This is a genomic window from Methylobacterium sp. BTF04 (assembly GCF_010692745.1).
Lineage (GTDB): Bacteria > Pseudomonadota > Alphaproteobacteria > Rhizobiales > Beijerinckiaceae > Methylobacterium.
The window spans coordinates 1-794 of record NZ_JAAHTB010000215.1 but is presented as its reverse complement, the minus strand read 5'-3'; the positions used below and the strand labels follow the sequence as shown (position 1 = coordinate 794).

Annotated in this window: 1 protein-coding gene; it reads right to left on the bottom strand. The window is 64.5% G+C overall.

The genetic code is table 11. From position 1 onward, the window contains the following. Nucleotides 1-738: flagellar motor protein MotB (locus tag G3T14_RS24395; protein ID WP_246733548.1), on the bottom strand; the 738-nt coding region annotated here is incomplete at its 3' end. Nucleotides 739-794 lie beyond the last annotated feature (56 nt).

Below are 794 nucleotides of genomic sequence, written 5' to 3'. Positions count from 1 at the left end.
GTTGTCGTTCGGGACCCCAGCACCCGACAGGATCGCGCGCACGGCGAGCGCACGCCCGGCAGTAAGGTTCCAGGGTTCGCCGGCCTGCGCCGAGCCCGGGCGCGTGGTAGCCGTGTAGCCGGTTATAGACAAGCGGTTGGGCAGCCGGCGCAGGGCGGGCGCGAGCGCCTCCAGCACGCGACGGGTGCGCTCGTAGGGATCGACAGAGCCCTCGCGGAACATGGAGCGGCGGTCCTCGTCCACGAGGGAAACGTTCACGCCCTCATTGGTCGGCTCGATCACGATGTTGCGCGACAGCTCGGCAATTTCGGGCATCTTCTCGAGCGCTTGCCGGATGCTAGCTATGGCGCTGTAGTTGGCATCCACACTGGCGGCAGGGCGGCTAGCATCGCTATCGCTGGCGCGGCCCGGAGTGGACGGACGAGCTTTTTCCCCCTTCTCGGCAGAGCCCCTCGCTAAGTCGCGCGGCGTGGCCGCCTTGTTGCCTGAAGTGTCTAGGGCGGTGCCGTACAGCATTCCGCCAGCGCCACTGGTTGCAGGGCTCAAAGCCGCCGGCGCGAAGTATTCCGCCAAACCGATCTTCTGCTCCTCCGTCGTCATGCTGATCAGCCACATCAGCAGAAAGAACGCCATCATGGCGGTCACGAAGTCCGCGTAGGCGATCTTCCAGGCCCCGCCGTGGTGTACATGAGCGGCCTTCTTGACCCTCTTGATGATTATGATTGGCTGGACGGCCATTGTCATCGAATCCCTGCTCGAGATTGCATCAGATCTAGGCGGGCAGAGCGGCGGTT